24 protein-coding genes are annotated in these 24,774 nt (G+C 43.3%); 23 read left to right on the forward strand and 1 reads right to left on the reverse strand.

Going from position 1 to position 24,774, the window contains the following annotated elements; all coding sequences use genetic code 11:
- Positions 1-11 precede the first annotated feature (11 nt).
- The 19 genes from yceD (at position 12) to umoD (ending at position 16,815) form a co-directional block, all read left to right on the forward strand.
- Entirely contained in the window at positions 12-536 is a 525-nt protein-coding gene (yceD, locus tag FE394_RS10465; protein WP_319926333.1) for a 23S rRNA accumulation protein YceD, read from the forward strand.
- Between the two features lie 12 nt (positions 537-548).
- On the forward strand, positions 549-719 hold the full coding sequence (rpmF, locus tag FE394_RS10470; protein ID WP_004247080.1) for a 50S ribosomal protein L32: 171 nt from the start codon (positions 549-551) through the stop codon (positions 717-719).
- A gap of 28 nt (positions 720-747) precedes the next feature.
- Positions 748-1,776: a phosphate acyltransferase PlsX gene (gene plsX / locus FE394_RS10475; RefSeq protein ID WP_319926334.1), complete on the forward strand. Its 1,029-nt coding sequence runs from the start codon at positions 748-750 to the stop codon at positions 1,774-1,776.
- 6 nt (positions 1,777-1,782) lie between these two features.
- Positions 1,783-2,736, forward strand: a complete 954-nt coding sequence (locus FE394_RS10480; RefSeq protein WP_319926335.1) for a beta-ketoacyl-ACP synthase III — start codon at positions 1,783-1,785, stop codon at positions 2,734-2,736.
- Between the two features lie 18 nt (positions 2,737-2,754).
- Entirely contained in the window at positions 2,755-3,687 is a 933-nt protein-coding gene (fabD, locus tag FE394_RS10485; RefSeq protein ID WP_319926336.1) for an ACP S-malonyltransferase, read from the forward strand.
- Between the two features lie 17 nt (positions 3,688-3,704).
- Positions 3,705-4,439 (forward strand): 3-oxoacyl-ACP reductase FabG, encoded by a 735-nt coding sequence (gene fabG / locus FE394_RS10490; protein WP_319926337.1) that lies wholly within the window; start codon positions 3,705-3,707, stop codon positions 4,437-4,439.
- A gap of 151 nt (positions 4,440-4,590) precedes the next feature.
- Complete coding sequence (gene acpP, locus FE394_RS10495) at positions 4,591-4,827, forward strand: acyl carrier protein (RefSeq protein ID WP_004247087.1); 237 nt, start codon at positions 4,591-4,593, stop codon at positions 4,825-4,827.
- Positions 4,828-4,901: 74 nt separating this feature from the next.
- Entirely contained in the window at positions 4,902-6,143 is a 1,242-nt protein-coding gene (gene fabF, locus FE394_RS10500; protein ID WP_319926338.1) for a beta-ketoacyl-ACP synthase II, read from the forward strand.
- Positions 6,144-6,312: 169 nt separating this feature from the next.
- Complete coding sequence (pabC, locus tag FE394_RS10505) at positions 6,313-7,140, forward strand: aminodeoxychorismate lyase (protein WP_319926339.1); 828 nt, start codon at positions 6,313-6,315, stop codon at positions 7,138-7,140.
- 126 nt (positions 7,141-7,266) lie between these two features.
- Positions 7,267-8,292 (forward strand): endolytic transglycosylase MltG, encoded by a 1,026-nt coding sequence (gene mltG / locus FE394_RS10510; protein WP_319926340.1) that lies wholly within the window; start codon positions 7,267-7,269, stop codon positions 8,290-8,292.
- On the forward strand, positions 8,289-8,930 hold the full coding sequence (gene tmk / locus FE394_RS10515; protein WP_319926341.1) for a dTMP kinase: 642 nt from the start codon (positions 8,289-8,291) through the stop codon (positions 8,928-8,930). The genes mltG and tmk overlap by 4 nt, the downstream gene beginning before the upstream one ends.
- Positions 8,927-9,916 carry a DNA polymerase III subunit delta' gene (gene holB / locus FE394_RS10520; RefSeq protein WP_319926342.1) on the forward strand — a complete coding sequence of 330 codons (990 nt, stop codon included), beginning with the start codon at positions 8,927-8,929 and terminating at the stop codon, positions 9,914-9,916. Before tmk ends, holB begins: the two co-directional genes overlap by 4 nt.
- Positions 9,917-9,938: 22 nt before the next feature.
- Complete coding sequence (locus FE394_RS10525) at positions 9,939-10,718, forward strand: metal-dependent hydrolase (protein ID WP_319926343.1); 780 nt, start codon at positions 9,939-9,941, stop codon at positions 10,716-10,718.
- A 27-nt stretch (positions 10,719-10,745) separates the two neighbouring features.
- Complete coding sequence (gene hinT, locus FE394_RS10530) at positions 10,746-11,099, forward strand: purine nucleoside phosphoramidase (protein ID WP_319926344.1); 354 nt, start codon at positions 10,746-10,748, stop codon at positions 11,097-11,099.
- Positions 11,100-11,169: 70 nt separating this feature from the next.
- On the forward strand, positions 11,170-11,742 hold the full coding sequence (gene lpoB / locus FE394_RS10535) for a penicillin-binding protein activator LpoB (protein WP_319926345.1): 573 nt from the start codon (positions 11,170-11,172) through the stop codon (positions 11,740-11,742).
- Positions 11,705-12,589: a phosphotransferase gene (locus FE394_RS10540; RefSeq protein ID WP_319926346.1), complete on the forward strand. Its 885-nt coding sequence runs from the start codon at positions 11,705-11,707 to the stop codon at positions 12,587-12,589. The genes lpoB and FE394_RS10540 overlap by 38 nt, the downstream gene beginning before the upstream one ends.
- Positions 12,590-12,673: 84 nt before the next feature.
- A complete protein-coding gene (gene nagZ, locus FE394_RS10545; RefSeq protein ID WP_319926347.1) occupies positions 12,674-13,693 on the forward strand; it encodes a beta-N-acetylhexosaminidase in 1,020 nt (339 codons plus the stop codon).
- Between the two features lie 504 nt (positions 13,694-14,197).
- Positions 14,198-15,502: an NAD(P)/FAD-dependent oxidoreductase gene (locus FE394_RS10550; protein ID WP_319926348.1), complete on the forward strand. Its 1,305-nt coding sequence runs from the start codon at positions 14,198-14,200 to the stop codon at positions 15,500-15,502.
- A gap of 839 nt (positions 15,503-16,341) precedes the next feature.
- Complete coding sequence (gene umoD, locus FE394_RS10555) at positions 16,342-16,815, forward strand: UmoD family flagellar biogenesis regulator (protein ID WP_319926349.1); 474 nt, start codon at positions 16,342-16,344, stop codon at positions 16,813-16,815.
- Between the two features lie 99 nt (positions 16,816-16,914).
- Here the strand turns inward: umoD and mfd are convergent, their stop codons facing one another.
- Complete coding sequence (gene mfd / locus FE394_RS10560; protein WP_319926350.1) at positions 16,915-20,355, reverse strand: transcription-repair coupling factor; 3,441 nt, start codon at positions 20,353-20,355, stop codon at positions 16,915-16,917.
- Between the two features lie 197 nt (positions 20,356-20,552).
- Between mfd and lolC the strand changes: the two genes are divergently transcribed.
- The 4 genes from lolC to cobB all read left to right on the forward strand — a co-directional run bounded on the left by lolC (position 20,553) and on the right by cobB (position 24,721).
- Positions 20,553-21,755, forward strand: a complete 1,203-nt coding sequence (lolC, locus tag FE394_RS10565; RefSeq protein WP_319926351.1) for a lipoprotein-releasing ABC transporter permease subunit LolC — start codon at positions 20,553-20,555, stop codon at positions 21,753-21,755.
- Positions 21,748-22,464, forward strand: a complete 717-nt coding sequence (gene lolD, locus FE394_RS10570) for a lipoprotein-releasing ABC transporter ATP-binding protein LolD (RefSeq protein ID WP_319926352.1) — start codon at positions 21,748-21,750, stop codon at positions 22,462-22,464. The genes lolC and lolD overlap by 8 nt, the downstream gene beginning before the upstream one ends.
- On the forward strand, positions 22,464-23,711 hold the full coding sequence (gene lolE / locus FE394_RS10575; RefSeq protein WP_319926353.1) for a lipoprotein-releasing ABC transporter permease subunit LolE: 1,248 nt from the start codon (positions 22,464-22,466) through the stop codon (positions 23,709-23,711). Before lolD ends, lolE begins: the two co-directional genes overlap by 1 nt.
- A 170-nt stretch (positions 23,712-23,881) precedes the next feature.
- Entirely contained in the window at positions 23,882-24,721 is an 840-nt protein-coding gene (gene cobB / locus FE394_RS10580) for a Sir2 family NAD+-dependent deacetylase (protein WP_319926354.1), read from the forward strand.
- The last annotated feature ends 53 nt before the right edge of the window (positions 24,722-24,774 follow it).

Raw genomic sequence — 24,774 nt, forward strand, 5'->3', positions numbered from 1 at the left:
ATGCGCGCCTTATGCAGAAGGTAAAATTACCCCTGACCATCGATGCACTTCGAACAGCTCAGAAAAGATTAGACTACCAAGGTAGTTATTCCGCTGAGCAAGTTTCTCGTATTGCAGAATCAGTGGTCAGTGTGGATGGTGATGTTGATAGCTCACTATCATTTGAAATTGATAATCAGCGTCTGGCAGTTGTAAAAGGGCATTCCGATGTGGATGTTACACTTGCCTGTCAGCGTTGTGGCAGTCATTTCAGTCACCATGTTCACACAACGTATTGTTTTAGTCCGGTCACCAATGATGAGCGGGCTGAGGCATTACCGGAAGAGTATGAGCCAATTTACGTTAATGAATTTGGCGAAATAGATTTGCTGGCAATGATTGAAGATGAAATAATTCTATCTCTGCCGGTAGTTCCGGTACATGATTCTGGACACTGTAAAGCGTCCGACGCGGACATGGTGTTTGGTGTACTGCCTCTTGAAGCAGAAAAACCAAACCCATTTGCCGTATTAGCCAGTTTAAAGAAAAGTACTTAAGGAGTAAGGTCAATGGCCGTACAACAGAATAAACCAACTCGTTCTAAACGTGGTATGCGTCGTTCTCATGACGCACTGACTGCAACACATGTATCTGTAGACAAAACTTCTGGTGAAACTCACCTGCGTCACCATGTGACTGCTGATGGCTATTACCGTGGCCGCAAGGTAATCAACAAGTAATTTTGCTAATCATTAGCAAGTTGATATCTTGACTAATCTAACCTTAGCGTTAGATGCTATGGGCGGGGACTTTGGTCCTCGCGTCACGGTGCCTGCTGCATTGCAGGCACTGGTATCTAATCCGCAACTAAAATTATTGTTGGTCGGCAACCCCGAAACCATCTCTCCTTTGCTTGCAAATAAAAATGCTGAGCTGCTCAGCCGTTTGCAAATTATCCCTGCGGAATATGTCGTTTCTAACGACGTAAAGCCATCTCAGGCTATTCGTTCCAGTCATGGCACTTCAATGCGTATTGCACTAAATTTGGTTAAATCAGGTGAAGCGCAAGCCTGTGTGAGTGCGGGAAACACAGGGGTTTTGATGGGGATGGCTAAACTGATGTTGAAATCCATAGAAGGAATTGAACGGCCTGCTCTGATGACAGTGATACCTAATCTAAAACAGCGGAAGACTGTTGTATTGGATTTAGGCGCTAACATTAATTGTAATAGCAGTATGTTAGTTCAGTTTGCGATTATGGGCGCCGTAATGGCAGAGTGTGTTGTTGGCGTGAGTCATCCGAATGTCGCACTACTCAATATCGGGGAAGAAGAATCTAAAGGGCTGGATAATATCCGCGAAGCCGCTATGACCTTACGCAATACTACAGCCATTAATTATATAGGCTATGTGGAAGGGAATGAGCTACTGACGGGGAAGGCAGACGTACTCGTGTGTGACGGCTTCGCAGGTAATGTTACGCTGAAGACGATGGAAGGTTCGATCAGAGTGATCTTATCTCTGGTAAAAGGTCAGCAAAAAAAATCATCTTGGTTGATGAAAATTTTCAAAAAATGGTTACTGAAGCATGTAACAAAGCGGTTTAGCCATTTAAACCCTGATCAGTATAACGGAGCAACTTTATTAGGGTTGCGTGGTATCGTTATCAAAAGTCACGGAGCTGCCAATGAGCAAGCGTTTAAGGCTGCTATTGATCAAGCTGTTCAGGCTGTAGAGAAGCAAGTTCCTGACAGAATTGCTGCCCGGTTGGATGCAGTATTACCCAAGAGTGAATAGACATAAATGTATACAAAAATCTTAGGTACGGGCAGTTATTTGCCTGCGCAGGTGCGTACTAACGCAGATTTGGAAAAAATGGTGGAGACGTCTGACGAATGGATTGTAACTCGTACAGGCATCCGTGAACGCCGTATTGCAGGTGAAGGTGAAAACGTTGCAGTCTTGGGTTTCAAGGCGGCTGAGAAAGCCATTGAAATGGCTGGTATCGATAAAACACAAATTGATTTAATTGTTGTTGCAACAACCAGCTCGACTCACGCATTCCCAAGTGCGGCCTGTCAGATCCAGCAATTTTTGGGAATTCCGGGCGTTGCGGCTTTTGATGTTGCAGCAGCGTGTGCTGGCTTTACTTATGCATTGAGCATCGCAGATAAATTTATTAAAACTGGCGAAGCTAAGCATGCATTAGTGATTGGCTCTGACATTATTTCAAGAGTTGTAGATCCTGAAGATCGCAGTACAATTATCCTCTTTGGTGATGGGGCAGGAGCAATGGTAGTGGGGGCTTCAGAGGAGCCCGGCATATTATCTACCCATCTTCATGCTGATGGGCGTTATGGTGATTTACTGTCATTACCTCACCAAAGCCGGGTGAATCTCGACACACCTGAATATGTTACGATGGCTGGCAATGAAGTATTTAAAGTTGCCGTCCGCGAGTTGTCGAATATCGTTGAGGAAACGTTGGCAGCCAATAATTTGGCTCACTCCCAGCTTGATTGGCTGGTACCTCATCAGGCAAATTTGCGTATCATTTCAGCGACTGCCAAGAAATTGAATATGACAATGGATAAAGTTGTCGTGACGCTGGATCGTCATGGCAATACCTCGGCAGCATCTGTTCCGACAGCGTTTGATGAGGCTGTACGTGATGGAAGAATCCAACGCGGTCAACTTATCTTACTAGAAGCATTCGGCGGTGGCTTTACCTGGGGCTCAGCGCTAGTACGTTTTTAATTTAACAGGAAAATAAACATGTCTGATTTTGCAATGGTGTTTCCCGGTCAAGGTTCTCAATCCCTGGGTATGTTGGCGGATTTAGCCTCAGAGTTTCCGCTTGTTGAGCAGACTTTCGCAGAGGCTTCTGCGGTTTTGGGATATGATTTATGGGCTTTGGTTCAGCAAGGTTCTACAGAAGAACTGAACAAAACGTGGAAAACCCAACCTGCGTTGCTGGCAGCTTCAGTGGCTATTTGGCGAGTGTGGCAGGAGAAGGGCGGTAAAGCACCTTCCATGATGGCGGGCCATAGTCTTGGAGAATACTCTGCGCTGGTTTGTGCTGGTGTGCTTGAATTCCAGCAGGCGATTCAACTCGTCGAATTACGTGGAAAACTGATGCAGGAAGCTGTATCAGAAGGGCAAGGAGCGATGTACGCAATTATCGGTTTGGATAATGAGTCCATTGCAAAGGCATGTGAAGAATCCGCACAGGGTCAAATTGTATCACCGGTAAACTTTAATTCACCGGGACAGGTTGTGATCGCTGGTGATAAAGACGCTGTAGAACGTGCAGGTGCGGCATGTAAAGCGGCCGGAGCAAAACGCGCTTTGCCTTTGGCTGTCAGTGTGCCTTCACATTGTGCACTCATGAAACCCGCAGCCGAAAAACTGTCTGCTGTGTTGCAAGAAGTTGTGTTTAACCAGCCACAATTTCCAGTCGTCAATAACGTCGATGTAAAAATAGAAAATTCTGCTGACGCTATTCGTGATGCACTTGTCCGCCAGTTACATAATCCTGTACGCTGGACAGAATCAGTTGAATATATCGCTGGGCAGGGTATTGAACAACTGTTGGAAATTGGGCCGGGTAAGGTATTAACTGGGTTAACTAAACGAATTGTTGATACTTTAAGTGCTGTAGCAGTAAATGACGTATCATCACTCACAGTTGCTCTGAGCAAAGACTAAGAAAGGCTGAGGAAAACATGAGCTTTGATGGAAAAATTGCACTGGTCACAGGCGCTAGCCGTGGTATAGGTCGCGCTATTGCTGAATTATTGGTTGAACGTGGGGCATGTGTTGTTGGCACTGCAACCAGTGAAAAAGGCGCAGAAGCAATTACTGCCTATCTTGGTGATAAAGGCAAAGGTTTTGTACTGAATGTCACAGATTCAGAATCCATTGAAAATGCACTATCGAATATTCGTGCTGAATTTGGTGAAATAGACATTTTAGTTAATAATGCGGGCATCACTCGTGATAACTTGTTGATGCGCATGAAAGATGATGAGTGGCAAGACATTATTGACACTAATCTTTCTTCGATTTTTCGTCTGTCAAAAGCAGTAATGCGCTCTATGATGAAAAAACGTTATGGACGTATTATTTCCATTGGATCTGTTGTCGGAACGATGGGAAATGCAGGGCAGGCGAATTACACGGCAGCGAAAGCAGGAGTCATTGGGTTTAGTAAATCATTGGCTCGTGAAATCGCTTCTCGTGGCATCACCGTCAACGTTGTTGCACCTGGTTTTATCGAAACAGATATGACCAAGGCGTTGACAGACGAACAACGCGCAAGTATTTCAGCTGGAATTCCTGCCAATCGTCTTGGTGATGCAAAAGAAATTGCCAGTGCTGTAGCGTTTCTTGCTTCGGATGAGGCCGCTTACATCACGGGTGAAACATTGCATGTCAATGGTGGCATGTACATGATCTAAAAAATGAGCGAACCCCCTGTTTTTGATGTATTTTTTGTACAAAAGAAGCAAGATGTGGTTCGACCAGCCGGGATTTGGTTGCATCTTTTCCTGTATTTTATAAACTACGAAAACCATCGCGAAAGCGAGTTTTGATAGGAAATTTAATAGTATGAGCACTATCGACGAACGCGTTAAGAAAATCATCGTTGAACAACTGGGTGTTAAAGAGGAAGAAGTTGTAAACTCAGCTTCATTTGTTGATGACTTGGGCGCTGATTCTCTTGACACAGTTGAACTGGTAATGGCTCTGGAAGAAGAGTTCGATATCGAGATCCCAGACGAAGAAGCTGAAAAAATCACTACAGTTCAGGCTGCTATTGACTACGTTGAAAACGCAGGTAAATAAGCACACATACCTAGGCGGTCATTCGACCGCCTATGTTTTTTGTCCTAAATTTTTTCCCTCCCTGGAGGATAACCGTGTCTAAGCGTCGAGTAGTCGTGACCGGACTAGGCATGTTATCTCCTGTCGGCAATACAGTAGAATCTTCTTGGAATGCTGTTTGCGCCGGACAGAGTGGTATCAGCCTTATCGAACATTTTGACGCCTCTAACCATGCAACTAAGTTTGCTGGTGTGGTGAAAAATTTTAATCATGAAGATTTCAATATTTCACGCAAAGAAGCGCGGAAAATGGATCTCTTCATTCAGTATGGTATTGCTGCAGGCGTACAAGCCATTGAAGATGCAGGAATCGAAGTAACAGAAGCCAATGCTAGCCGCTTTGGTGCTGCTGTTGGTTCTGGTATTGGCGGTTTAGGTCTGATTGAAGACAATCATAATACATTGCTTGCGGCGGGGCCTCGTAAGGTCAGCCCGTTTTTTGTACCGTCGACCATTATCAATATGGTGGCAGGTCATTTAAGCATCCTTTATGGTCTGCGTGGTCCTAGCATCTCCATTGCAACTGCATGTACGTCTGGCGTACATAATATCGGCCATGCGGCTCGTATCATTGCTTATAATGATGCTGATATTATGCTGGCAGGCGGTGCCGAGAAAGCGAGCACAGAATTTGGTGTTGCCGGATTTGGCGCGGCTCGTGCATTATCGACTCGTAACGACGATCCTCAGGCTGCAAGCCGTCCTTGGGATAAAGATCGTGATGGTTTTGTTCTTGGCGATGGTGCAGGTGTTGTTGTTCTTGAAGAATATGAACACGCTAAAAAGCGTGGTGCAAAAATCTATGCTGAAGTTGTTGGCTTTGGTATGAGCAGCGATGCTTATCATATGACATCACCTCCTGAAGATGGCGCAGGTGCGGCTTTAGCGATGGAAAATGCCCTGAAAGATGCGGCTATTTCGCCAGAGCAGGTGGGTTACATTAATGCTCATGGTACTTCAACATTTGTTGGTGATCTTGCAGAAGCCCGTGCAGTTGAGTCTGTTTTTGGTGAAGGCACTAAAGTATTGGTGAGTTCAACCAAATCGATGACTGGTCACCTGTTGGGTGCTGCTGGCGCTGTTGAATCCATTTTCACAATTCTTTCGCTGCGTGATCAAATTGTTCCTCCAACCATTAACTTGGAAAATCAGGATGAGAATTGCCACTTGGATTTAGTACCAGGTGAAGCACGTAAAGTAGAAGGGATGGAATACGCATTGTGTAATTCTTTCGGTTTCGGTGGCACTAATGGGTCATTGATTTTCCGTAAGATCTAAAAACGCGCTGTGTTTATAAAAAGCCTCAACGGATGTTGGGGCTTTTTTATAGCTGTTTTTGACAATTGAATTTTAACGGTCTTTTGCACTGCTAACGCTCCTATACTATTATACCTCCCCCTTAGTAACTAAAGTTATTACGCCTTTTTATTGAAGATAAGAAATCAAAATGACGTATTGGATTAATGGTAATCAGTGCGACCTCTTACCTGTGAATGATCGCGCAGTACAATTTGGAGATGGTTGTTTTACCACAATAAGAATAGAGCGAGGGCAGCCAGCTTTGCTGCCTTTGCATATAAAACGTCTGCAAAAAGGCGTCGAAAAACTGTTTATGCCAGAATTGGATTGGTCTTGTCTTGAGCACCATATCAAACAAGTGGTAGAAGGGTGTGAATCAGGTGTTTTGAAAGTTATTCTTTCCAGAGGTGCGGGGGGACGTGGTTATAGTATTGATGGCACTGTTCAGACCACTCAGCTCCTCTCCTTGAGTTCATATCCTGAACAGTATATTACCCAGCGTCAAAAAGGTGTTTCATTAGAACTTAGCCCCATTTCTATGGGAATTAACCCTCATTTGGCAGGTATCAAGCATCTGAATCGTTTGGAACAGGTATTGATCAAAAGATTCATTGAACAATCCAAAGTGGATGACGCACTGGTTCTCGATAGTGATGGTTTATTAGTTGAGTGTTGTGCTTCCAATATATTCTGGCGAAAAGGAAAAAATGTTTATACTCCTGATCTCAGTCAGTGTGGTGTAGAAGGGATTATGCGGCAGAAAATAATCGAATTATTGGCGGAAAGTGATTATAACCTGTCATGTATTATGCGTTATCCTGAAGCATTAGCTCATGCGGATGAAGTACTCATTTGTAATTCCCTGATGCCAGTGATCCCCGTAAATCAAATTCAAGCACATAAAAATCAACCAGTATGGGAATATCAATCAAGAGAATTACATGAGTATTTATTACCCAAATGTTTAACGCTCTGATGTTTAATGATTGAATGTTTAGTAATCGAATGTTTAAGATCTTAGCTACTGAGTACTCATCATTGAAGTATCAGTCAAAGTCTCAATAAAGGTCTCAATAAAAGTCTCAATAAAAGTGATTACCGAATGAAACTAAAAAAATGCATTTTCATTCTGCCTGTATTGATTATTGTGGTTGCAGCGATAGTGTTTTTCTCTTTTGAGAAAAAAATAGAAAATTTTGCTGATCAGGAAATTAACCTTAATCAAGAACTCATCTTTACTGTACCGGCAGGAACGGGGCGTACAGGCTTAGAAACTTTACTGATTCAGCATAAACTGATTGAGAATAATCAATTATTGCCGTGGTTATTTCGATTTAAGCCGGAGTTGGCAAAATTTAAGGCCGGAACGTATCGCCTGAAATCAGGTATGGCCTTAAAAACTGTCTTGCAACTATTTGCCAGCGGCAAAGAGGCGCAATTTTCTATCCGTTTTATTGAAGGCAGTCGCCTTTTAGATTGGGCAAAAATATTGCAGAGTGCACCATACCTAAAGCATGAAACAGAGAATAAAACACCACAAGAACTCATCGATGCTTTGGGTATGCAAGCGGGTGAATCGCTGGAAGGTTGGTTTTATCCTGATACTTATTTGTATACGGCTGGTACGAGTGATATCGAATTACTCAAGCGAGCCCATAACAAAATGAAAACGATACTCGATCAGGAGTGGGAAAGCCGCGAGAAAAATCTGCCGTACAAGAATGCCCATGAAATGCTGATCATGGCGTCCATTATTGAAAAAGAGACTGCAATTGAATCTGAACGTACTAAAGTTGCCTCTGTATTTGTGAACCGTCTACGTTTAAAGATGCGATTGCAAACTGATCCGACAGTGATTTACGGACTGGGAGATAAATATACGGGTACGATTTTTCGCAGTAATCTCACCATGTTTACACCGTACAATACCTATATGGTTGAAGGATTACCGCCAACACCTATTGCGATGCCAGGATTGGCTTCTATTAAGGCAGCCGCGCATCCAGCAGTCACAGAATACTTATATTTTGTTGCGAATGGCGATGGTGGCCATACGTTCACCACTAATTTGGTAGCACATAATAAGGCGGTAAATATTTATCGTCAGAGGTTAAAGCAGGATAAATGAATAGCAAATTTATTGTAATTGAAGGACTTGAAGGCGCAGGAAAAACGACTGCAATCCAAACGGTGGTTAAAACATTGCAGCAATATGGAATCTCTGACCTGATTTTTACCCGTGAACCGGGTGGAACGCCATTAGCAGAAAAATTGCGCCAGCTGATCAAACAGGGTGTTGAAGGTGAATCCCTGACAGATAAGGCAGAAGTATTGATGATATATGCTGCCAGAGTTCAATTAGTCGAAAATATCATCAAACCGGCATTGTTGAAAGGAACTTGGGTAGTCGGCGATCGCCATGACCTTTCTTCTCAGGCGTATCAGGGCGGCGGCCGTGGTATTGATCAAAATCTGATGGCTTCATTGCGTGAAGCTGCATTGGGTGATTTTTGCCCGGACTTGACTATTTATCTTGATTTACCTCCAGAAGTAGGTTTACAACGTGCTCGTGAGCGTGGTGAATTGGATCGTATTGAAAAAGAATCGTCGGACTTTTTCCATCGTACCCGTGAAAGATATCTTGAGTTAGTCGAGAAAGATGACAGCATCAGAAAAGTGGATGCAACTCAATCATTGGAAAAAGTACAGGATGATATTCGCCATACTTTATTACAGTGGCTGCAACAACAGGAAACACAGGCATGAGTTGGTACCCGTGGCTTAATCATGCGTATCGCCAGTTAGTTGAATCTCATCAACAGGGGCGTGGACATCATGCTATTTTGCTTCATGCACATGAAGGAACTGGAGCAGATGCATTAGTGTATGGATTGAGTCGCTGGTTAATGTGTCAGGACAAACAGGGCATGAAAAGCTGTGGAAAATGCCATGGCTGCCACCTGATGTTGGCAGAAACCCACTCTGACTGGCATGTTCTTGTCCCTGAAAAAGGAAAAAACACGATTGGTGTGGATGCAGTACGCCAGCTCAACGAAAAGCTCTACGAACATTCTCAGCAAGGAGGCGCCAAAATTGTCTGGTTGCCATCAACGGAATCCCTGACGGATGCAGCATCCAATGCTTTGCTGAAAACATTAGAAGAGCCACCCCAAAATACTTACTTTCTGTTGCGATGCCTGAATCCAGAAAATTTGCTGGCAACATTGCGTAGTCGCTGTTTTTACTATTTTCTCTCTGCCCCTGAAATCGCCGTAGGCCTTTACTGGCTACAAAACCAATTTCCCGCTATATCTGCATTGGATATACAAACAGCATTAAAACTTTCTCAGGGAGCACCACTGGCAGCCAAACAGTTACTTCAGACTGAAAAATGGCAGCAGAGAAATGCGCTTTGTCAGGCAATTGAACAGGCATTGAATAAATGTGATACCCTGTCACTTTTACCATTGTTGAATCGCGATGATGTACAGGAATCGTTGCATTGGCTGATCAGTTTGTTATCCGATGCGGTGAAATGGCGGCAGAAGGCGCAAAATTACTGTGTTAACCAAGATCAGCAAACTTTGATCCATCATCTTGCTTTCGCCCAAAATGTGAAAATATTATTAAATATCGTTGATGATTGGGTACATTGTCGTCATCAATTATTATCTGTAGTGGGTATCAATCGGGAATTGTTGCTGACAGAACAATTACTCAATTGGGAAAAACAACTTTGTCCCGCCCAGTAACTTATTTAGACACGAGCACATTATGTTTTTAGTTGATTCTCATTGCCATCTTGATTGCCTTGATTATGAAACCCTGCACAAAAGTGTAGATGATGTGGTGGCGAAAGCTGCTGAACGGGATGTGAAGTATATGTTGGCAGTGGCGACGACATTGCCTGGCTTCCAACAAATGAAAAACCTGATTGGTAAACGAGAAAACGTAGCATATTCCTGTGGTATTCATCCATTGAACTTGGATGAAGGTTACGATTTCAACGAGCTTGCCCGACTGGCTGCGGATGAAGATGTGATCGCTATGGGTGAAACAGGTCTGGATTATTATTATCAGAAAGAAAATGCTGAACTCCAGAGAACGTCATTTCGTGAACATATCCGCATAGGTCGTGAACTGAATAAGCCAGTGATTGTACATACCCGTGATGCAAGGGACGATACACTGATGGTCTTGCGGGAAGAAAAAGTACAAGAATGTGGTGGCGTTCTGCACTGTTTTACTGAAGATAAAGATACGGCAAGAGCTTTACTGGATTTGGGTTTTTATATCTCTTTTTCTGGCATCGTTACCTTCCGTAATGCAGAACAGATCCGTGAAGCGGCAAGATTTGTGCCACTTGACCGAATTCTGGTAGAAACTGACTCACCTTATCTGGCACCGGTTCCTCACCGTGGCAAACAAAATCAACCAGCGTATGTACGTGATGTTGCTGAATATATGGCTGTCTTGAAAGGCATTAGTATTGATGAGTTAGCAGAAGTAACCACAAGAAACTTCTGTGAACTATTTCATGTTGATATTAAATAAAACTAGATGATAAAAAGGAGAATTAAAATGGCAGAAGAAACTATTTTTAGTAAAATTATTCGTCGTGAAATTCCTGCTGATATTATTTATCAGGATGATTTAGTAACAGCATTCAGAGATATCTCTCCTCAGGCGCCAAACCACATTCTGATTATACCTAATGTGCTGATCCCGACGATTAACGATGTTACTGCGGATCATGAACTTGCACTGGGTCGTTTATTTACAGTTGCGGCTAAAATTGCAAAAGAAGAAGGTATTGCAGAAGATGGCTATCGCCTGATTATGAACTGCAATCGTCACTCAGGACAGGAAGTTTTTCATATTCATATGCATTTGGTGGGTGGACGTCCATTGGGCCCGCTGTTGGCCCAATATTAATAATAGATTTAGCAACAGACCCTCATTCACGAGTGTCAATATAAGGCAGCGATGTAACTGGAGTAGATTAATGAAAAGAATTCTCTTTGTTGTATTATCAGCAATGCTGCTGGCGAGTTGTGTATTGGTAGAAGAACCGCAACAGCCTGCTCCTGTTACACCAGTGGAACCAAAGGAAAAACCAGAGCCACCAGCAGAGCCGTCGGAAAAAGTTCCTCAACCTCCCAAGATCCAGTCTATTAATTGGCATAATATCGTTCAGCCATTGGTTGAACAGATGATTAAGGCCAATGGTGTGGAAGAAGGAAAGTTATTGCTTGTTGATTCCGTCAAAAATAACACTAGTGGCTCTTTGCGAACTTTGAAAGCTACAGATGCAATCACTGATGAAGTCAGTAACAAACAGGTCTTTCAGGTTGTTCCGAAGTCTCAGATCCACGTAGCTCGCCAGGCTCTGGGGCTGTCATCGGAAGATAGTCTGGGATTGCGCAGTAAATCCATTGGGCTGGCGCGTTACTTGAACGCTGATTATGTTCTCTATTCCGCAGTTTCTGACAATAAAGGTCAGCGTGATATAGAGATGCAGCTGATGCTCGTCAAAACAGGTGAAATACTCTGGTCTGGTCGTGGTGACGTTCACTAACGATAGCTCTTTATTGATAATACTGCGTCAGCGATGGCCTGACATTCCTGCGGAGTCGTGGGAGGTTAGGCCATTAACGGGTTTGACGCAGGGAAGTTACTATATCACGGATGGGGTGCGTCAGATGGTCGGGCGCGCGCAAACATCATATAGTGAAACACTGGGCGTTGATCGCCAGCGGGAAAACAGGATCTTACGTCGACTATCTCTGACGGGTATTTCTCCTAAAGTAATGGTGATGAGTGACGGCTGGTTATTATTAGAGTGGTTCAGGGGAACAAAAATAGATCCTGATACATTCAACTCGTCTGTGTTACAGCAATCTCTGGCTCAGATAATTACCATTCTTCATAATCAGCCTCAATTAGGATATCCCCTTAAGCTTAAGCAGCAATTTGCATCCCAATGGCAGCAAATTGATCGCCGTCGGTTGTCTCCTCGCTGGTTACGCCTGCATAAATTTTTTATGGCAACCAGAATGCCTACCGCTTTAAAAATAGCCCCTGCTCACATGGACATTCACCCCGATAATTTGTTGATGACCGAAGAAGGGCTAAAATTGATTGATTGGGAATATGCTGCTGATGTCGATATTGGCTTCTCATTGGCTGTACTATTTGAGGGAAACCAATGGGATGAGATACAGCAGCAGGCATTTTTAGATTATTATTGTATCCGGACATCGGGATACTCAGATATCCGACGATTGCAACAGCAGATTAAGCGATGGAAACCGTGGGTCAGCTATATGATGCTGATATGGTATGAAGTGCGCTGGCAGCAAACAAAAGAGCCGCAATTTTTATTACTGGCGCATCCTTTGCGCAATGCTTTTAAACTGGCGTAATAAGTTTAAGGCGGTAAACTCGCAGGTGAAAATTCGCGATAATTAATTACAGATGGCAACCAATAAAGAGAAATGAGGAATGCTATGGGTCCAGTAATGTTAGATGTTGTTGGCTATGAATTGGATAATGAAGAACGCGAAATTCTGCAACATCCATTAGTGGGCGGTTTAATTCTGTTTACCCGCAACTTCCATGATACAAAACAATTACGTGAGTTAGTTCGCCAAATTCGTGAGGCTTCCCGCCATCGTCTGGTGATTGCTGTTGATCAGGAGGGAGGGAGAGTCCAGCGTTTTCATGACGGTTTTACTCGTTTACCTGCCGCACAATCTTTTGCTTGTATGAATGACACACTTCTGGGAGCACATCTGGCAGAAGAGTCTGGCTGGTTGATGGCCTCAGAAATGATTGCGATGGACATTGATATCAGTTTTGCGCCCGTTTTGGATTTGGGTCATAAATGCACAGCAATTGGTGAGCGATCATTCCACGAAGAGCCTGAACCTGCCATGATTATGGCAGAAAAATTTATTAAGGGTATGCATTCTGCGGGAATGAAGTCGACGGGAAAACACTTTCCGGGACATGGAGCCGTGACGGCCGATTCCCATAAAGAAACACCGAGGGATAATCGTTCAATGGATGCTATTAATTGTCATGATATGGTGATTTTTCGCGATTTCATCCAACGTAATTTGCTGGATGCCATTATGCCGGCTCATGTGATTTATCCTCAGATAGATCACCGTCCCGCCAGTGGTTCACCGTATTGGCTGAAATCGGTATTGCGTCAGAAATTAGGGTTTGAGGGCGTCATTTTTTCCGATGATCTCTCAATGGAAGGTGCTGCTGTAATGGGGAATTATGCCGAGCGCGCGAAAGCTTCATTGAATGCAGGGTGTGACATGATTTTGGTATGTAATAATCGGGAAGGTGCCGTCAGTGTGCTGGATAATCTGCCGATTATTAACTCAGATAAAGTCACACGGTTATATCATCAAAGCAAAAAATTTAGTTTAGAAGAATTACAGAGATCTGAACGTTGGCAGCAAGCGAATAAGGCATTACGTGGCCTGTGTGAAAAATGGCTAAGATGTGAATAATTAATGAGTTATATACTCTACGGATTTCAAGATGTAGCCAACAACGTAGAAGCTTGGATGGTGAAGGGTATATAATTTATTCAATAAAATCAGGAATAAGTCATCATCGGTGAGCTTATTCCTTATTCCTTATTCCTTATCCCTTTTTTCAATATCTCTTTCCTTGTACTTCTCCTGATAGCGTTACTTGTCGCATCCTGAAAGTCATATTCACATAATATTAACATTGTAAATGATTTTTACTGATAATTTGGATTATCATCCAATTAATTGGAGATTATCATTAAAATTTTGTGATTGATGTCTAATTAATCAAAAGAATTTGATTGGGGATATTTTTGGTATGACCAACTGACCTGCCATGATATTCTGGAGATATTTGCAGTATGAAATTTGTTTAGCCTGATGTTATTTAAGGACGTTATTGAAGGTCTTTATTCAACTATATGATGAGCTTAATTTCGCACCTTACATAACATTAGTTGTATTTTCAGTGGGGTAGTCATGACAACGCCAAAGACAAGAATTGTCATTATTGGTGGGGGCGCGGGTGGTTTAGAGCTGGCAACGCGTTTGGGACATAAATTGGGACGTAAGCAGAAAGCCGAAATTACTTTGGTGGATCGCAACAACAGCCATTTATGGAAGCCATTATTACATGAAGTAGCAACGGGTTCTCTTGATGATGGTGTTGATGCATTGAGTTACTTAGCTCATGCGAGTAACCATCACTTCAATTTCCAGCTAGGTACGCTGACGAATATTAATCGTGATGAAAAGAAAATCACCTTGGCAGAGATCCGTGATGAAGGCAGTGATTTGTTGGTTCCGGAACGTGAACTGGCTTATGACTTCCTGGTCATGGCTCTGGGCAGCCAGTCGAATGATTTTGGCACGGCGGGTGTGAAGGATAACTGTATTTTCCTTGATAATCCACATCAGGCACACCGTTTCCATAATGAGATGCTGAACTTGTTCCTGAAATATTCTGCAAACCAATGTGCAGAAGAAAAAGTGAATATTGCCATTGTTGGTGGTGGTGCGACGGGCGTAGAGCTTTCAGCAGAGCTGTATAATGCGGTTAAGCAATTTAACAGTTATGGCTTTGAAAGCTTGAATAGTGATGCCTTGAATGTGACTTTGGTCGAAGCGGGCGAGAGAATTCTGCCGGCGTTGCCAACGCGCATTTCTAGTGCGGCTCATCAAGAACTGACTAAACTGGGTGTCAAAGTATTGACTAAAACGATGGTTACCAGTGCTGATGAGCATGGCCTGAATACTAAAGATGGAGAGCTGATTAAAGCATCTCTGATGGTATGGGCGGCAGGAATCAAAGCTCCTGATTTTATGAAAGACATCGGCGGGCTGGAAACTAACCGTATCAACCAGTTAGTGGTGAAACCAACTTTGCAGACCACTCTGGATGATCGTATTTTTGCGATTGGGGATTGTGCATCGTGCCCGAAAAAAGAGGGGGGTTTTGTTCCTCCTCGTGCCCAGTCTGCTCATCAAATGGCAAGCCGTTGCTATGACAATATTCTGGCATTACTGAATGAAAAACCATTGAAAGAATATGTATATAAAGATCATGGTTCATTGGTTTCATTATCTAAGTTCAGTACCGTTGGTAGCTTGATGGGGAACTTAATGCGTGGCTCAATGATGGTAGAAGGTCGTATTGCCCGCATAGTTTATATCTCTTTGTATCGTATGCATCAGGTAGCCCTGCATGGATATATTAAAACAGGCTTGATGATGCTGGTTGGTGGGATAAACCGTGTTATTCGCCCACGGTTGAAATTACATTAATTAGCCGTTAAATGGCTCATCTATAGTGAAGGTAATTCATTTAGATGAGCCACTTATTCTTCTTTGTTATATTTATTGTTACACACGCCATAATTATTCTTCTCTGAATTCTCCTCAATTATTTATTATAATGAATAAGCTGTATTATAATAAATCCAATTATCTATTTGAATTAACTCATTATTTTTTCAGTAAATTTATTTGCATAATGAACTTATCTTTATACATTTGGATAACTAAATTCAACGTCTGTATCATGTATAGATTGCTTACTAATGGTTGAAATAGTTTATCTATATATTTAACTAATCATTGTAATAAAGCCTGTTTTAGTCAGGTTACTGTAGTATCAAATTTTTGATCTGGCTGTTAGTATCATTGATATTGGAAATTATATATCCATTTTATTTGTCAGGTTATTATTTTTGTTAACTGTCCTTACGGATATTTACTTTCTGTATGTGGTGATTAGATGCTTATTAGATATACCTATCTTTTTTAGTTACAGCTTTATTGGTTGCGTTTATTCAGTTTGGCTACGTGATTATGAATTAAATATTTATAAATCAAATGATTATAGATTAAGTGGGTAGGCATGGTTGTAGTTATAGAGTGAGTTGTGCTTCTGAGAAGTTGATCCATTACTGTTGACTGCACCTTGAAATTTATTGGTATAGAGGGAGAATTAAAATTATAAAATCAATAATTTTATTACATTAGGATAAAGGAATGGGACTTTTCTTAAATAATGAATTGAGCGTATTTTTAGTTACCTCTAAATATGAGAAATATTTGTTAATTGAAATGTGTGTAAAATTATTAATATATCAAGGTGCTATGTGGATAAAATAAAGATAAAACAATACGTAATTGGTTTTGTAATTACTATTGCCATCATTGCTATTGCTACAATATTTTATTTTAAATGGTCACAACCCAGAGTTGCGCAGGTATTATCTTCGTATCCTATAAAATCAGCAGTTACTGTTCATCAATCCTATTGCCATATCTCGGCATTTCCCATTCCTAATACAGTAAAAAATATCGAAGGTGGTCTTTTGACCGATTATGAATACCGTATATTATTTCTTCTGACTAGCTTAAAAACAAAGAAGGAATACCCCATTTTAACCCATTCAGCATTAAAAAATTGTGTGGCAGTTGATTTTAAAAAACTAAATATTGTCGGGTATGACGTTATTTATGTTATCGGAGATAAGCCAGGAAAAGTCAGAATACGGTATAAACCAGAAGAAATTATTCCGTTAAATGAGAAAGGTCAATTAATTCTTAATCCACATTCAGAGCAGTGATTTTCTTTTGGATTTACATAAAATATTACACTATTTCGTATGCAGTTCGCATAAAGTTGTATTAGCGAACTACATCGACGAAATAGTGCAATTATCCGATTAGATCTGATGCTGCTCGAAAGCCTCCAATAATTGCCGGATAAAAGATAAGCGGGCGGCCCGTTCTGCTAAATCAGTAATGAATTTCAGTTTAGATGAGCCATCCAGCCGGTAAACGTTAGGTTGTGTCTGTAATAAGCTGATGAGGTAGTTAAGGTCAACTTTGTTGTTATGACTAAACTCGATAAATCCCCCTTTCTCATGTGCTTCAATACGTTTGATACCCAATTCTTGAGCTATCAGACGAATAGCCGCAGATTGTAACAATTGGCGTCCCGGATCGGGCAGTAAACCAAATCGATCAATCAGTTCGACTTTCAGTTCATCCAGTTCAATATTATTCCGTGCACTGGCAATCCGCTTATAGAAAGACAGGCGGATGTTCACATCAGGAATATAGTCATCAGGTAAAAGTACCGGCATACGTAACTCTATATCCGTCTGGCTGTTAGCTAAATCTTCAAGAGAAGGTTCACGCCCATTTTTAAGGGCATCAACAGCATTTTCCAGCAACTCCATATAGAGAGTGAAACCAATGCTGGTCATCTGTCCGCTTTGATCTTCTCCCAGTAATTCACCTGCCCCCCTGATTTCCAGATCGTGAGTTGCTAATGCAAAACCAGCCCCTAAATCTTCTAAGGATGCAATGGCTTCCAGTCGTTTTTGTGCATCACTAGTCATTGCTTTTGGATGTGGTGTCAGCAAATAAGCATAAGCTTGATGGTGGGAACGTCCGACTCGCCCACGTAATTGGTGCAACTGAGCCAGTCCGAAATGATCGGCACGTTCAATGATGATTGTATTGGCGCTGGGAATATCAATCCCTGTTTCAATAATGGTGGTACACACCAACACATTAAAACGCTGGTGGTGGAAATCTGTCATGACGCGTTCTAAATCGCGTTCACGCATTTGTCCATGCCCGACAACGATTCTGGCTTCAGGAACTAATTCTTCCAATCGGGCTTTAGCCTTCTCTATATTTTCAACATCGTTATACAGATAGTAAACCTGCCCGCCACGCAAAATTTCACGCAGAATTGATTCACGCACCACAAGGTGGTCATATTCTCGCACAAAGGTTTTCACTGCCAAACGGCGGGCAGGGGGAGTTGCAATGATAGATAAATCACGCATACCACTCATTGCCATATTAAGTGTACGGGGAATTGGCGTTGCGGTGAGGGTCAGGACATCAACATCGGACCGAATGGCTTTGATACGCTCTTTATGACGAACGCCGAAACGATGTTCCTCATCGACGACCAACAAACCGAGGTCTTTCCAGCGTAGGTCACTTTGCAGAATCTTATGTGTGCCGATAATGATATCCACTTTTCCTTCAGCAGCCATTTCAATGACCTGCTGTTGCTCCTTTGCACTGCGGAAGCGTGACATAACTTCAATGTGTACAGGCCAATTCGCAAAGCGATCGCGGAAATTATCATAATGTTGTTGTGCCAATAGCGTTGTCGGGACAAGTACAGCGACTTGCTTGTTATTGGTGATGGATAAAAATGCAGCCCGCATTGCCACTTCTGTTTTCCCGAATCCGACATCACCACACACCAGTCTATCCATGGCAATAGGCTGACACATATCATCAAGTACAGCGTTGATAGTATGTTCTTGGTCGGGTGTGGTATCAAAAGGGAAGTTCTGGCAGAACAGCTGATACTGCTCTCGATCTTGTTTGAAGGCAAAACCCGGTTTAACAGCCCGTTGTGCGTAAACATCCAATAACTCAGCAGCCACATCACGTACTTTTTCAGCCGCTTTCTGGCGAGCCTTACTCCAGGCATCACCACCCAGTTTATGCAGTGGTGCGCTTTCTTCTGCCCCACCAGAATAACGGCTAATGAGATGTAGGGAGGAAACAGGAACGTACAGCTTATCTTCTCCGGCGTAGGTCAGGATAAGGTATTCTGTCTTAATGCCACCTGCTTCCAGTGTTGTAAGTCCCTGATAGCGCCCAACCCCATGTTCAAGGTGAACGACAGGCTGACCATGCCGTAGCTCAGCGAGGTTACGGATCAGCGTATCGGTATTGATAGTGCGTCGATTATCCTGACGACGACGGCTGACTCGTTCACCGAGCATGTCACTTTCACAAATAAGCGCGAGCTTATTGTCGTCATCAATAAAACCGTGTTCTGCTGCTCCAATCATCAAGAAATAGCCGGGTTTATCGGCATCTATCAATCGATTGATTTTTATCGGATTGATTTTGATTCGTGATAATAATTCTTGCACGGACTCCCGACGTCCCTCGCTTTCCACGGAAAACACGATTTTTCCGCTGAACTGCTCCATGAAATGGCGTAATTTATCCAATGGCGCTTTTTGCTGCGCAGCAACTGATAAATCAGGCAGAGCTTGATACGCAAGATTAGTATTTCCTGCTTTTTGTGGGAGGATTTCACTGCCAAGTTGAATTCGGGGCCAATTTTTCAATGCTGAAAATAGCTTATTGACGGGTAACCAAATCTGATCAGGCGCGAGCAGTGGACGCATGGGATCAATTTTGCGGCTTTCAAAACGCTGTTCCGTATCTTGCCAGAAACGCTCCGCTGAGCCGATTAAGTCCTGCGTAATCAGCAAGGTATTTTCAGGCAGGTAATCAAAGATGGCTGGTAAAGGCTGTTCAAAAAATAACGGTTGCCAATATTCGATGCCTGCCGGCAGCATTTTTTTACTGACTTGTTGATAAATATGTTCAGCATCGCGGCGAACTTCGAATTGCTCACGCCACTGACTACGGAATAGTTCAATGGCATCCTGATCGGTGGGGAATTCATGTGCCGGCAGTAAACTGATTTTTTCCACTTCTGACAGCGTTCGTTGGGTATCCACGTCAAAGGTACGCAGGCTATCTATCTCATCATCAAAAAAATCAATGCGATAAGGGCATTCACTGCCCATTGGGAATAAGTCAAACAAGGCTCCGCGCGTGGCGAACTCGCCATGTTCTAGAACTTGTTCAACACTGCGATAACCTGCTTGCTCCAATTCTGTCCGCAGTCTGTCACGGGAAAGGCGTTGACCTTTGTGCATAACCAGAGCATGTCCTTTGAGATACTTATGTGGACAGACACGTTGCATCAATGTATTGACGGGAAGGATTAGTGCACCTTTCGTCATGAATGGTAAGTGATAAAGCGTAGACAAGCGATTTGAGATGATTTCTTGATGAGGGGAAAAACTATCGTAAGGTAAAGTTTCCCAATCCGACATAATATTTATGGGGGAGTCGGTGAATTGTTGAATTTCATCACGTAATCGCAGGGCATTCTGCATATCTTTTGTCACCAGCAGTACTGGCCCAGAGTGACGCTCAATGATTTCGGCACATTCAACAGCACAGGCGGCACCCGTCAAATGACCCAATTGGCGGATATTACCGCGACGTTCAGGAAGTTGATAACGATATTTTGCTGGCATAAGAGTTTGATGTGTTCTCTAAGATTCAGTCCATTCCCAACACCTTTTTGACCCAGTAGCTTTACAATAAATACGCTGGCAGGTTGAGAGCAAGTAAAAAAAACCACATAACCGGGATGCGGGTGGTTCCATAAAGTATTGCTACCCTTTATTATCCCCGAACACTTTGCTTTGGCAACAGGGGCGTAACAGATTTCATGTTTCAGTCTGTCTCATTATTTATAGGATTGCGCTATATGCGCGGGCGTGCGGTCGATAAATTTGGCCGTTTTGTTTCATGGCTATCAGCCATTGGCATCATGCTGGGGGTGGCAGCACTGATCACTGTACTGTCAGTGATGAATGGTTTTGAACGTTCACTGGAAGGCAGCATTTTAGGTTTTATGCCGCATGGGGTTATTACATCGGAAAAGGGTTCTATCAATCCGGTTGAACATCCGAGCCGTCAGCTCACGGATTTAAAAGGCGTTAATCGCATTACTCCGATTGTGACAGGCGATGTCGTGCTGCAAAGCGCCAGAAATGTTGGTGTTGGTGTCATGCTGGGAATTACGCCTGATGAGTACGCACCATTGGCAGAATATATTGTCGATGCTGATCGTAGTCAGTTAAAGCCCGGACACTACTTTGTCATTCTGGGAGATCAATTGGCTGCAAGATTGGGCGTTAAACGGGGTGATCAGATCAGAATCATTGTGCCAAGTGCCAGTCAGCTGACACCAATGGGCAGAATCCCCAGCCAGCGATTATTCACTGTGGCGGGGACGTTTTTCGCCAATAGTGAGGTCGATGGCACGGAAATGTTGGTTAATCAGCAGGATGCAGCACGGTTGTTACGCTATCCGGTTGGTAACATTACGGGCTGGCGCTTGTATCTCAATAAACCGTTATTGGTTGATGAGCTGAGTCGGCAAACTCTGCCGGAAGGACTGGTTTGGAAAGATTGGCGCGAACGCAAGGGCGAATTTTTTCAAGCGGTCCGGATGGAAAAAAATATGATGGGGTTGTTGTTGAGTCTGATCATTGCCGTTGCTGCCTTTAACATTATTACCTCTCTTTCTTTGTTGGTGATGGAAAAACAGGGTGAAATTGCCATCTTGCAGACGCAAGGGATGACTCGTCATCAGGTCATGGCCATCTTTATGATCCAGGGTGCCGGAGCCGGCATCATTGGCGCTTTGCTGGGTACGGTGCTGGGAGTATTGCTGTCCAGTCAGTTAAATAGCTTGATGCCGCTGGTCGGCCTCCTGACCGAAGGTATTCAATTACCTGTTGCGATTGACACTGCACAAGTAGTCATGATTGCCATCAGTGCCATGCTGATTTCCCTATTATCAACTTTATATCCTTCCTGGCGCGCGGCTGCCACTCAACCTGCTGAGGCTTTACGTTATGAGTAATCAACCCTTATTGCTGTGTCATCACCTGTGTAAAAAATATCAGGAAGGAAAGGTTTCCGCAGAAGTGTTGAAAAATGTCACTTTTTCTATTCAGCATGGAGAAATGATGGCGATTGTCGGCAGTTCGGGTTCTGGTAAAAGTACGCTTTTACATTTGCTTGGTGGATTGGATTCCCCGACTGCGGGAGAAGTATTATTCAAGGGGCAATCACTGAATCAAATGTCTGCCTCTGCACGGGCAGAATTACGCAACAATGAAATTGGCTTTATTTATCAGTTTCACCATTTACTGCCTGATTTTAATGCGCTGGAAAATGTTGCCATGCCTCTATTCATTGGTGGTAAATCGAGTGGTGCCAGAAAACGGCAGGCACAACAAAAGGCATTGGATATGCTGGCAGCAGTTGGACTGGAAAATCGGGCACAGCATCGGCCATCTGAGTTATCCGGCGGGGAGCGTCAGCGTGTCGCGATTGCCAGGGCTTTGGTGAATGAACCTTCATTAGTGCTGGCGGATGAACCGACGGGGAATCTTGATCAACGTAATGCAGACAGTGTGTTTCAACTTTTACAAGAGTTGAATCAACAGCAGGGTACGGCATTTCTGGTTGTGACTCACGATCTGAAATTAGCCAATCAACTGACGCGTCAGTTAGAGATGCGTGATGGGTATCTACAGGATGAATTATCCCTGACGGGGGAGATGTAATGGCAAATCTGCCTCTTGCATTATTTACCGCATTGCGTTTCAGCCGGGGTCGTCGTCGTTCAGGAATGGTTTCTCTGATTTCCGTTATTTCAACATTAGGCATTATGTTGGGGGTTGCGGTACTGATTATTGGCTTAAGTGCCATGAACGGCTTTGAACGAGAACTGAAAAATCGGATACTTTCCGTTGTACCAAATGGACAGATTTATACGGTAGAACAACCTTTTCACGATTGGGAACAGGCGCTTCTCCGGGTAAAACAAACATCAGGTATTGTGGGTGCTTCGCCTTATGTCGAGTTTACTGGCCTGATGGAGCGAGGAGAAAAACTCCATGCTGTCCAAGTGCGGGGGGTGGATCCGGACACTGAAGAGGATGTCAGTACGTTACCTCAGTTCATTCGGGACGGAGCATGGAAAACGTTCAGGGCAGGTAAAAATCAGGTAATTCTGGGGCAGGGAGTAGCGAATGCACTGCACGTAAAACAGGGGGACTGGCTGACAGTCATGATCCCCAACAGTGATCCCAGCCTGAAACTCTTGCAACCTAAGCGTATCCGTTTGCAAGTTGCGGGGGTTTTCCAATTAAGCGGTATGCTGGATCACAGCCTGGCTTTGGTTCCTTTATCGGATGCTCAGCAATATCTGGATTACGGTGATGGCATCACGGGTATTGCCATCAAAGCGGATAATGTTTTTGCCGCAAAACAGCGTGTGGTTGATGCAGGTAATGCCACGAAAAAATATGTCTATATCAGCACATGGATAAAAGATTACGGTTATATGTATAACGATATTCAGATGGTGCGCAGTATCATGTATCTGGCTATGGTTCTGGTGATTGGTGTCGCCTGTTTCAATATTATTTCAACGCTGATTATGGCTGTTAAAGATAAAAGCAGTGATATCGCTATCCTGCGTACACTGGGTGCCAAAGATGGTCATATCAGGGCTATCTTTTTGTGGTATGGATTACTGACCGGAATGATTGGTAGCATCATTGGGGTTGCTGTCGGAATTCTTACGTCATTGAATTTAACCACTATCATTAAAGGACTGGAAATGTTGATCGGACACCAGTTTCTGTCTGGAGATATTTATTTTATTGATTTTCTGCCGTCAGAATTACATATCATGGATGTTTTTTATGTTTTGTTAACGGCATTGATCTTGAGTGTGCTGGCTAGTTGGTACCCTGCCCGTCGGGCCAGTAAACTTGATCCAGCGCGGATTTTGAGTGGTCAATAATATGCCAGAGTATCAACATGTTTCCAAGCGCGCTATTGTGTCACTTGCATCGTCAAAAATGAATCGGCAAAAAAATGCCTAGCCACATCTTCCAGACAAAATATTCCAAACAGAATAGATGTTTGATGAAGAAGAGCAGGCGGGAATAGTCTTCTTAAGGAAACAGTCATATGCAGGTTCGTTATCGGCACAGTAAATTTTATCGAATTAAAAGGTTCCGGCGCCAGCGATTACACAGGCAAAATTTTTACAGGGATATTCGATTGGCAAGTAAAGAAAATAAAAGAGAAAAGCCCTATGTGGTCGTGCTGACGGGGGCAGGGATATCTGCTGAGTCAGGCATTCGGACATTTCGTTCTTCTGATGGTTTGTGGGAAGAACATCGCGTCGAAGATGTTGCTACACCGGAAGGTTTTCAACGTGATCCTGAAATGGTGCAGGCATTTTACAATGCACGTCGGGAGCAGCTCCAACAGTTGGAAATTAAGCCGAATGCTGCACACTATGCTTTGGCAGAGCTTGAACAGATACTCGGTGACCACTTTCTGTTGGTGACGCAAAACATTGATAATCTGCATGAATGTGCAGGAAGTCAGCGTGTCCTGCATATGCATGGTGAACTCCTGAAAGTTCGCTGTTGTCAGTCTGGACAGGTCATTGAGTGGGCGGCTCAGTTAACCACGGAAGATCGTTGCCACTGCTGCCAGTTTCCATCTCCATTGCGCCCTCATGTAGTGTGGTTCGGAGAGATGCCATTGGGCATGGAGCAGATTTACGCTGCTCTATCTGATGCTGACATCTTTATTGCCATCGGAACATCTGGTCATGTTTATCCGGCAGCCGGTTTTGTGCATGAAGCTAAGTTATCTGGGGCGCATACTGTTGAGTTGAATCTGGATCCGAGTCAGGTCGAAAGTTTATTCGATGAAAAACACTATGGCCATGCCAGTCAAATTGTCACTCAATATGTCCAGTCTTTAATTCAGCAGATTAAGGCTGATAAAAGCTGATTTGACGCAATACTTACTCTATTCATCTTCTCCATAATAAAACCCTATTATTT

This window comes from Xenorhabdus littoralis, assembly GCF_033949345.1.
GTDB classification, from domain to species: Bacteria; Pseudomonadota; Gammaproteobacteria; order Enterobacterales; family Enterobacteriaceae; genus Xenorhabdus; species Xenorhabdus littoralis.